General features: G+C 59.2%; 11 protein-coding genes. 7 read left to right on the forward strand and 4 right to left on the reverse strand.

Translation table 11 applies throughout. The annotated features are described in order from the left end of the window. The first annotated feature begins 162 nt into the window (after positions 1-162). The 5 genes from AC0IXA_RS17900 (at position 163) to AC0IXA_RS17920 (ending at position 5,443) form a co-directional block, all read left to right on the forward strand. On the forward strand, positions 163-1,986 hold the full coding sequence (locus AC0IXA_RS17900) for an NAD(P)-binding domain-containing protein (RefSeq protein ID WP_471814132.1): 1,824 nt from the start codon (positions 163-165) through the stop codon (positions 1,984-1,986). Between the two features lie 114 nt (positions 1,987-2,100). After that, entirely contained in the window at positions 2,101-3,105 is a 1,005-nt protein-coding gene (locus tag AC0IXA_RS17905; protein WP_471814134.1) for an NAD(P)-dependent oxidoreductase, read from the forward strand. A gap of 86 nt (positions 3,106-3,191) precedes the next feature. Beyond that, entirely contained in the window at positions 3,192-3,758 is a 567-nt protein-coding gene (locus tag AC0IXA_RS17910; protein WP_471814136.1) for a GNAT family N-acetyltransferase, read from the forward strand. Between the two features lie 84 nt (positions 3,759-3,842). Then, the gene (locus tag AC0IXA_RS17915; RefSeq protein ID WP_024012654.1) at positions 3,843-4,748 is read left to right on the forward strand and encodes a LysR family transcriptional regulator; all 906 of its coding nucleotides are present in this window, start codon (positions 3,843-3,845) and stop codon (positions 4,746-4,748) included. Positions 4,749-4,885: 137 nt separating this feature from the next. Further along, positions 4,886-5,443, forward strand: coding sequence for a flavin reductase family protein (locus AC0IXA_RS17920; RefSeq protein WP_056785061.1), 558 nt, complete (start codon positions 4,886-4,888; stop codon positions 5,441-5,443). 45 nt (positions 5,444-5,488) lie between these two features. Here AC0IXA_RS17920 and AC0IXA_RS17925 read toward each other — a convergent pair whose 3' ends face one another. Both AC0IXA_RS17925 and AC0IXA_RS17930 read right to left on the reverse strand, forming a co-directional pair. Beyond that, positions 5,489-5,704, reverse strand: a complete 216-nt coding sequence (locus tag AC0IXA_RS17925) for an Atu4866 domain-containing protein (protein WP_056786820.1) — start codon at positions 5,702-5,704, stop codon at positions 5,489-5,491. Between the two features lie 236 nt (positions 5,705-5,940). Beyond that, positions 5,941-6,399 carry a hypothetical protein gene (locus AC0IXA_RS17930; RefSeq protein WP_471814139.1) on the reverse strand — a complete coding sequence of 153 codons (459 nt, stop codon included), beginning with the start codon at positions 6,397-6,399 and terminating at the stop codon, positions 5,941-5,943. Between AC0IXA_RS17930 and AC0IXA_RS17935 the strand changes: the two genes are divergently transcribed. Further along, a complete protein-coding gene (locus tag AC0IXA_RS17935; RefSeq protein ID WP_471814141.1) occupies positions 6,343-6,942 on the forward strand; it encodes a LysR substrate-binding domain-containing protein in 600 nt (199 codons plus the stop codon). The genes AC0IXA_RS17930 and AC0IXA_RS17935 overlap by 57 nt on opposite strands. Here the strand turns inward: AC0IXA_RS17935 and AC0IXA_RS17940 are convergent. Both AC0IXA_RS17940 and AC0IXA_RS17945 read right to left on the reverse strand, forming a co-directional pair. Continuing rightward, positions 6,936-8,126 (reverse strand): MFS transporter, encoded by a 1,191-nt coding sequence (locus AC0IXA_RS17940; protein ID WP_471814143.1) that lies wholly within the window; start codon positions 8,124-8,126, stop codon positions 6,936-6,938. The two genes, AC0IXA_RS17935 and AC0IXA_RS17940, sit on opposite strands and share 7 nt — an antisense overlap. 150 nt (positions 8,127-8,276) lie before the next feature. Beyond that, positions 8,277-9,110 (reverse strand): oxidoreductase, encoded by an 834-nt coding sequence (locus AC0IXA_RS17945; RefSeq protein ID WP_471814145.1) that lies wholly within the window; start codon positions 9,108-9,110, stop codon positions 8,277-8,279. 295 nt (positions 9,111-9,405) lie between these two features. On the opposite strand from AC0IXA_RS17945, the gene AC0IXA_RS17950 reads away from it, so the two are divergent. Then, the gene (locus tag AC0IXA_RS17950; RefSeq protein ID WP_471814147.1) at positions 9,406-9,837 is read left to right on the forward strand and encodes a DoxX family protein; all 432 of its coding nucleotides are present in this window, start codon (positions 9,406-9,408) and stop codon (positions 9,835-9,837) included. Positions 9,838-9,862 lie beyond the last annotated feature (25 nt).

Genomic DNA, 9,862 nt, shown 5'->3' on the forward strand with positions numbered 1-9,862 from the left:
TGACACAGTGTCATCCGCGATTCTCGAATTTGTGACATGTCGCCTGCGCCAAGCCTTGTCGGCCTTTGCATCAAACGCTCTGGCCCGCGTCTTTCAAGGAGATGGCCCAAGCCTTGCTCTGATGCCATGGCTTACCAAAACAACAAGATCGGGAGTGGCCCCATGAACATCGCTATTGAAACCCCTTTGCAATCGCCAACAGCGCAACTCACCGCTTGGGTCGAACGCCTCGGCGAACGTCTGGCGCAACGAGATGTGGACGGCACGCTGGAGCTGTTTGCCGAAGAATGCCACTGGCGTGACTTGCTGCTGTTCAGCTGGAACCTCGTCACCCTGGAAGGCAAACCGGCGATTCGCGACATGCTCGAAACACGCCTTGAGCAGACCCGGCCCGAACGCTGGCAACTCGAAGGTGAAGCCACGCTCACCGATGGCGTGCTCGAAGGCTGGATGAGTCTGGAAACCGACACCGCGCGTGGCAAAGGCTACGTGCGCCTGAAGGACGGTCTGTGCTGGACTTTGTTGACCACCATGCGCGAACTCAAGGGCTTCGAAGAACCCAGCGGCCGCCGCCGGCCGATGGGCGCGAGCCACGGCCATGCCCACGCTGACAAGCGCAACTGGCTGGAGCGCCGCCGCGATGAAGAAGCGGCGCTGGGCATTACCACGCAACCGTACTGCCTGATCGTCGGCGGCGGTCAGGGCGGGCTCGGCCTCGGCGCAAGGCTCAAACGCATGGGCGTACCGACGCTGATCATCGACAAAGCCGAACGCCCCGGCGATCAATGGCGCGGCCGCTACAAGTCACTGTGCCTGCACGACCCGGTCTGGTACGACCACATGCCCTACCTGCCCTTCCCCGACCACTGGCCGGTGTTCACCCCGAAAGACCAGATCGGCGACTGGCTGGAGATGTACACCAAGGTCATGGAACTCAACTACTGGCCGCGCACTGAATGCCTCGGCGCTACGTTTGACGAAGAGACTGGCCGCTGGACCGTGGAGGTCCTGCGCAACGGCGAGCCCGTCACCCTGCAACCGACGCAACTGATCCTCGCCACCGGCATGTCTGGCGTACCGAATGTGCCGGTGTATCCCGGCGCCGAAAACTTCCAGGGCCAGCAACATCACTCGAGCCGTCACCCCGGCGGCGATGCGTGGAAAGGCAAGCGCGCAGTGGTCATCGGCGCGAACAATTCAGCCCACGACATCTGCGCCGATCTGGTGGAAAACGGCACCGAGGTGACCATGGTGCAACGTTCGAGCACGCACATCGTGCGTTCAGACAGCCTGATGGAACTGGTTTTCGGCGGGCTTTATTCCGAAGAGGCGCTCGAGTCGGGTCTGACCACGGATAAGGCCGACCTGCTGTTCGCCTCGATTCCGTACAAGGTCATGCCACAGTTTCATCGGCCGATCTTCGACGCGATCAAGGAGCGCGACGAGGACTTCTATGAACGCCTGAGCCGGGCGGGTTTCATGCTCGATTTCGGCGATGACGAATCGGGTTTGTTCATGAAATACGTACGCCGTGGCTCGGGTTACTACATCGACGTCGGCGCCTCGGAACTGATCGCCAACGGCACGATCAAGCTCAAGAGCGCGCCGGGCCTCGGTGTCGAACGCATCGAAGCGGATGCGGTGGTGCTCACCGATGGCAGCCGCTTGCCGGCCGATCTCATCGTTTATGCGACGGGTTATGGCTCGATGAACGGCTGGGCCGCGAAGCTGATTTCTCAGCAAGTCGCCGACAAGGTCGGGCGCTGCTGGGGCCTGGGTTCCGGTACCACCAACGACCCCGGCCCGTATGAAGGTGAACTGCGCAACATGTGGAAGCCGACCCAGCAGCAGAACCTCTGGTTCCACGGCGGCAACCTGCATCAGTCACGGCACTATTCGCTGTATCTGGCGTTGCAGTTGAAGGCCCGTTTCGAAGGCCTCGACACCGATGTCTATCGCCTTGCACAGCGGCATCATCTGGGCTGATTCCTCCAGTGGTCGTTCGTCGGTGCGCAGGCCAAGCGCACCGGCGAACTGGAAAGTGCGTGCTAGGGTGTCTAGCCCAAGCACGTTTCAATCCAGGAAAAATGCGGAGGATTCATGCCACTTCATCCCATTCTGTTCATGGGCGGCTCCGGCGCCATCGGCCATCAGACGGCCCGCGCATTGCGCGCGGCGCATCCCGACGTCCCCTTGCTGATCGGCGGACGCGACCTCGCCAAGGCTCAGCAAACCGCCGAGCAAATCGGCAATGCCCAAGGTGTGGTCATCGACGCTCGCGCAGATGATCTGGGACTGGGTGATCGCCCGATCAGCGCCATCGTCCTGTTCTACATGGACCACGCCCTCGCCGGGCTGCGCTTTGCGCAAAAGCGCAAGGTGCCGCACCTGAGCATCTCTTCCGGCGTGTTCGAAATCGCCCCGCAGATCGCCAGTTTCATCCACTCGCCCGACGCGTCGCCCATTGTCCTCGGCTACGAATGGATGGTCGGCGCCACCACCGTGGCAACGCTGCACATCGCCAAGGCATTCGCCCGCGTGCACGACATCCGCATTCATGCGCTGGTCGACGAACAGGACGGCGGCGGCCCGACGGTAGCCGTCGATTTCGAGCACCTGAACAAAATGCTGCCCGCCGCGCTGACCCGCCGCGACGGCAAATTCATCTGGCGCGAAGGCGACGACGCCAAGGTCAGCTTCCGCGCCGTCGACGGCACAATCATGCAGGGCGCCGGCTTTTCCTCCATCGACGTCACCGGCCTGGCGGCCGCCACCGACGCCCCGAACGTCGAGTTCAACCTCGCCAGCGGCGTCAGCTCGACCCGGCGTCAGGGTCAGCCGATGTCGACGGAAATACTCATTGAACTTGAAGGCACGGATCACGAGGGCCAGCCATTGCGCACACGCCACGCCGTAGTTCACCGATCAGGCGCAGCAGCGTTGACCGGGCTCAGCGTGGCCATGTTGCTGGAGCGGCTGGTTGGGCTGGATGGGCAAGCGCAGGTAAGGCCGGGGCTGTATTTTCCCTATCAATTGCTGGAGGCACAGGTGTTTTTGCAGCGGTTGAAAGAGGACGGTGGGGAGTTGATCGAACTACTTGAGTGAGACCGCGCACAGGTCGCTCGACACTTGAACTGCTCGTTTGAGAGAGTACCGGTCCTGCCCGCCACTGCTCGCAAGGATTGATTGCCATGGATCGCATCCCCACGCTTTACACCCACCGCCTGATCCTCACCCCGCTGCAACTGAGTGATGCAGCGGCGGTGCAACAATTGTTTCCGCAATGGGAGGTCGTGCGCTATCTCGACAGCCGCGTTCCGTGGCCGTATCCGGACGACGGCGCGCTTGTTTACGTCCGCGATGTCGCGCTGCCCGCGACGGCTGCCGCAAAGGAATGGCACTGGATGATCCGCACCCGCGTTCAGCCCGAGAGCTGCATCGGCAGTATCAGCCTGTTTGATCAACCGGGTAACCATCGAGGCTTCTGGCTCGCCCCTCAGTTTCAGGGCAACGGCTACATGCGCGAGGCCTGCAAGGTGATCAATGCCTACTGGTTTGAAACTTTGATGCGCCCATTGATGCAGGTGCCCAAGGCCGCCGCCAACCACGCTTCGCGCAAGATTTCCGAAGATGAAGGCATGCGGATGGTTGACAGACGGGACGGCCAGTTTGTGTCGGGGTCGATGCCTGTGGAGGTGTGGGAGATCACGCGCAGCGAATGGCTTGCCGAAGAAACAAACCGGTCAATTGATTGTTAGAGCCGATCAAGTGCTCAATCTTGCGTATATGCTGCTGTCTGCAAAATCAGGACAAGTACTCCCCAAACGTTCGAGACAGTAGAAATGATCTCCGATCCAGGAACACCAACGCTTGATCAACTGAAAGTATTTCTGACGGTTGTAGAAGTGGGCAGTTTTGCCGCTGCGGCCAGAAAACTGCATCGCGCGACATCGGTGGTGAGTTACTCCATTTCCAATCTGGAGATGCAGCTCGGGGTTTCACTGTTTGACCGCAAAACCACGCGCAAACCGCAACTGACGGAGGCAGGTCGAACGGTCCTGGCTGAAGCACGCACTATTACCAACGGCGTAAATGGGCTGCGCGCAAAAGTCTCCGGTTTGCTGCATGGGCTTGAAGCAGAAGTTCACCTCGCGCTCGATGTAATGCTCCCTGCCGAGCGAGTAGTCGATGCGTTAAGGACCTTCAGGGAAGAATTTCCTACCGTCACTCTGCACTTGCACATGGAAGCCTTGGGGGCAGTGACCCAACTGGTGATGGAGAAGAAAGCTGGAGTCGGCATCAGCGGTCCGCTGGACATTGGCCTGGACGGCATCGAGCGCATCGGCGTGGGCAGTGTTCAATTGATACCGGTCGCCGCGCCTGCACACCCGCTTGCAACCGAGTGTTCCAAATCCCCTGGCGCTGCCAGAGAGTTTGTTCAATTGGTGCTATCGGATCGTTCAACGCTTACGGGTGACAAGGACTTTGCCGTCGTGAGCACTCGCACTTGGCGACTGGCGGATCTGGGCGCCAAACACATGCTTCTCAAAGAGGGCATCGGATGGGGGAATATGCCGGTGCCCATGGTTCAGTCTGACCTGGACGAAGGACGCCTGGTCGAGCTTGATATGCCCGACTGTAAAGGCGGCACCTATGCCTTCGATGCGATTTATCGAACCGACTCGCCGCCCGGCCCGGCTGGGCAGTGGCTGATCAAGCGGTTCGGCGAACAGCTCTTGCCGACGTAAGCAATTCAGGGAAAAGAGCAAAAATCCGACAACCTGAGCAAGGCTGCCGGAGAGATGCATGTCAAAAAGCAGGAAAGTTGAATTGTCGAAAGCGACTGACAACAACTGTTTATCCTCTTTTGATCCCCGGAGGCGCCATGACCGCATTTCGAAAATCCGACTTCCCTTTGAGCGAGGTTCGCCAGCATCTGGAAACCGGCCCCATCGTCCTGGTGACCTCCGCCTGGCAAGGTGAAACCAACATAATGACCATGGGTTGGCACATGATGATGCAGTTCTCCCCCGCCCTGTTTGGCTGCTACATCTGGAGTGCAAACCACAGCTACGAGCTGATCCACAACAGCCAGCAGTGCGTCATCAACGTGCCCACCGTCGAATTGGTGGACCAGGTTGTTGCCGTCGGCAACAGCAGCGGTGGCGCCATCGACAAGTTTGCCCAATTTGACCTCACAGCCGCCCCCGCAGAACGGGTAAAGGCCCCGTTGATCAAAGAGTGCTACGCCAATTTCGAGTGCAAGCTGTTCGACTCCAATCTTATCGGCGAGTACGGTCTGTTCGTGTGGGAAGTGGTCAAGGCGCATGTGGCTACGTCGGTGAAAAACCCCAAAACCCTGCATTACCGCGGGCAGGGGAAATTTATGGTGGCGGGCGAAACCCTGGATTTGCGCGATCAATTCCGCCCACAGAATCTGTAATACGACACCAATAAAAAAGCCGGAATGTTCATTCCGGCTTATGCGTCAGCGCTCGGGATATAACACCATGCCCGCGTGGTACAGCACGTTATCTCGAAACTCTCCGTCTGCGGTAAAGCCAGTATCGTCCACATACTCGATGTGGTCGCCTTCCAGCCAGTAGCGCCCTTGATAAGCGCTTTTTTGCCGACCGCGAGCCTCGTCATATCGCCCTCCTGGCAGCAACTCATGGCGAATATGACCGTCGGCTGTCACCCACATGCCAACGTACTTGCCCTGATCGCCGGCTGAATTTGCCGTGGCGTGTTCTTGCGCATCAGGGGCTACGCGAATTTCGACATCGGACATTTTAGAACTCCTGTTTTCAGATCAGAGTTTCCTGCCGTTCAGCAGGACTTGAAGCAAGAGTAAAAAGTCGCGACGCGGTGCCGTTATGCAATTCCTGCACAGGTTTTGCCCAATGCTCCAGGCGCTCGCAGAAACGGCTAAGCGAAGGACTACGCGAACTTCTGCAAAGGAGAGAAGGCCCGCGCATCTTTCAGCGCCCGTGCCCACCAGGCCAGCTGGATCAACAACTGCGCCATCGAAACCCGTGCTTGCGCAAAGTGCTCCAGTCCGAAGCCTTGTTCGAGACGCTCGGCAATCTCAGCGAACTTCACATAACCACCAACAGGCATGGCCTGCAGCTTCAACAACTCGCATCCAAGCTCGTCGACCTCATCCTCCCCGCCGGTCGTGGTGCCATAACCAACAAATGAACAAGGTCGTCCCTGGAGGTGTTCAGGCCAGCGCGCCATCAAGACTAACGCAGCGTTGCCATACTGGCCGATCTTGACGAAGCGGAACGCGAAGCATCTGGCAGTTCTGCACCGCAGGGCGTGGTCAGAATCAGCTGTAATGTGGGTATCGGCCGCCAGCTTTTTCTTCCCATCATCAACTTGTTCATGAATCAACATCCTGGGGTCAGCGTCGAACTCTTACTCACCGATGAGGTGGTCGATCTCATCGAAGCACGTGCAGATATCGCCATACGCACCGGAGCGCTCAAGAACTCCAACCTTGTGGCGAAACGACTCGGGCAATCCAGAGGGCTGATCGTAGGACCTCCTGACTACCTGGCGGCCAAGGGCACTCCGCTGGTGCCTCAAGACCTTGCCGATCACAACTGTCTGGGTTTCACCTTTTCGCCTCCCGCCATGGAGTGGGCCTTGCTCGACGAGAGCGGCGAGCAACGTATGTACCCGGTAAAAGGCAATCTGCGCGTCAGCGATGGCGACGCCTTGCGTGAATTGACGGTGCTGGGCGCAGGGCTATCCAGGCTGGGGTTCTGCCAGGTTGCAGATGACCTGGCTGCCGGAAAATTGGTTTGCGTCCTGCAACCATTCGTGCCTGCAAGCGTCACGGAGATTCATGCGATTTACGTTGGCCAAGGCGGACATCTGCCCGCACGCGTAAGAGCCCTGATGGATTTCCTCGCCGCCCATTTGCATGTTCATTGAACCGCAACGCGGGCAAAGGGCCGTTCCTTCAATGCATAGGCCAGCACAAGAGCCGCGGGCAAAGCAGCGCCCAGTAGGCACAGCCCTTCCCAGCCGACATACCGAATACCGAAACTTGCAACTGCGGAGCCAATAGCGCCGCCAACAAAGTTGATACTGATAAACACCGCGGTAATCCGTGAGTTGGCTGCGGGGGCCAGTTTGTAGATGACCGATTGATGGGCGATCTGCAAGCCCATTACGCCAACGTTCAAGGCCATTGCGGCAGCGATTATTATCCAGAGCCCTGTCGCCGCAAAGCTCAGCACCGCCCAGGCCAGTATCATCAACGAGGCCAACCCGAATGCCAGCGCGTGCCGGTAGCCATGATCACAGAGCCGGCCAACCACACCGGGAATCAACGCGCCAGTCACTCCCGTGAGCCCGATCAGTCCGATGCTCGAAGTCGAAAAATTGAACGGCGGTTGCGACAACAGTATTGGTAATCCAGTCCACAACATGCTGAAGCTGGCCATTCCCAGCGCACCGTAAAGCGCCCGGCGAGCAAGCGCTGGATACTCGAGGATGAGTTGCCACAACGAGCGCATCAACTGCTCATAACGCACGGGCTGGCCTCGGCGCGCGGGCTCGGTTGGCAAGGTGATTCTGAGCAGCATGAGCAGGATCAACGCCGCGCACCCGGCGCTGGCGTACACCAAGCGCCACCCTGCCGCGTTGCCGATACCGCCGGAGACCAGCCACGACAGCGGTATCGCGAGCAAGGCCCCGGTCATCACCACGCCGATCACTTGACCGCGCCGATGCTCAGCTGCGATGGACGCTACGTACGGCACAATCAACATGGCAGCCGATGCCGTGACTCCACTGATCAACACTGCGGCGCAGAACAACAAGAAATTCGGGCTGGCCGCAGCCACAAACAGCGCTAATGCGTTGATGGTAAACATCCGGCTCAGAAGCGCTCTTCTTTCGAGGACGTCACCGAGCGGGACGACCAGCACAATGCCCAGCGTGTAGCCAAGTTGAGCGCAACTCACCAGCAGGCCGGACGTGGCAAGCGGAATACCAAATGCCCCCGTTACCAACGACAGGATCGGCTGCAGATAATAGAGATTAGCGATCATGGCCCCCGCTGCGAATGCGCAGAGCCACATGAAAGGTCGGGACGGGGACGACGAATTCATACAAATACTCCTCGGTAAATGCCGTTCAAAATTGGGCGAATCAACTCACTCGCCCAGTTTTTCCCACACCGCGTCGTCCCCGTTAACTCACTCCTCTCAGGTGTTTGCCTGATTCTGTAGCGTCCATGCCATCAGTGCGGGCTTCGCCTGTCAGGCCGTCGGGAAGTCCGCGCCACGGGCGGTAGACTCCCATGCGCTGAACTCGCGGCCCATGGCGGCAAGCTTCGCCTGCGCTGCCTCATAGGCTTCATTGCCCAACAGCAGGCGCGCCGGCGGCGCTGCGCAGGTAACCGCGGCGTAGATCGCCGCTGCCGCCCTGTCTGGGTCGCCAGCTTGATTGCCAACAGATTGCTGGTACGCGCGCATCGCAGCGCCGGCGGTTGCCTGATAATCCTCGGCCACCGTTTGCGCGGCGCCCGAAGACCCCGCCCATTGGGTTCTGAAGGCGCTGGGCTGAACGGTCATCACGCCGATACCCAGTGGCGCTACTTCGGCGCGCAGACTTTCCGACAGGCCCTCAACGGCGAACTTCGTCGCGCAGTAATGGCCGACCGCTTCGAACCCGACCAGACCGCCTACCGATGTGAGGTTGACGATCATGCCGGTGCGCCGCTTGCGCATGCCTGGCAGTACTGCGCGAATCATATTGGCCGTGCCGAAGTAGTTGACCTCGAACATCCGCCGAACAGCTTCATCGTCGCTGTCTTCTACCGATGAGAAATAGCCAACGCCGGCGTTATTGATCAGCACGTCCACTCGCCCGAAGCGATGCTCGGCCGCCTGTACGACCTGCATCGCCTGCGCCGGATCGGTCACGTCCAGAGGCAGAATCAAAGCGTCGCCGAGGGCGGCCAGATCCTCGATCTGCTGTGTGTTGCGCGCCGTGACCACCACACGCTCACCCTCATTCAGCAGCGCCGTGGCAATGTGGCGACCGAACCCGGTGGAACAGCCTGTAACCAACCAAACCTTAGTCTCGTTCATGGCAGTACTCCTCTTGATAGCGGCGGTTCAGGATTCGGCTGAACCGCGTTCGAGACCAACGTACCGAATCCGCCCCGCCGTTGTTATCCGATTAGTCCGCGACATTTGCCTGATCCTACTCACCAACACACGTCGCTGACCACAGAGGGAGGTCCACTTCGATTTCTGCTGCATTTCTATTTTTTCGAACCTGATCATCGAAACTTGTCGGCTATTGCGCAAAGCTGCGCGGTGACATCATCTGCTCCACAACGGCGCTTCATGGTGAAGCGCTGAAATCAGCGGAATCCACGTCATGACCCACGCAGCCACAATTTCCAGCGTCACTGCTTCAACGTCTTCCAACCTCAACAGCAGCGTTTCCTTGATCGGGCGGATTCTTCTGAGCGCGATCTTCATTCTTTCGGGCCTGTCGAAAATCGCGGCACCGGCCATGATGATTGGCTACATCGGCTCTGTCGGGTTGCCTTTTCCCGCACTGGCGTTGGGCGTGGCGATTGCTGTCGAGGTTCTCGGCGGCGTAGCGTTGATCGCCGGTTATCGCACACGTACCACCGCAGCGCTGTTGGCGATTTTCAGCGTACTGACCGCACTGATTTTCCATAACGCCCTGGCGGACCAGAATCAGTTCATTCACTTCTTCAAGAATATCGCCATGGCCGGTGGGCTCTTGCAGATCGTTTCTTCCGGCGCAGGGCGTTTCAGCCTCGACGCACGTCGCCACTGATCAAATCGCCGGCGCGTCCATTTCT

The sequence above is a fragment of the Pseudomonas sp. AC083 genome (assembly GCF_979253165.1).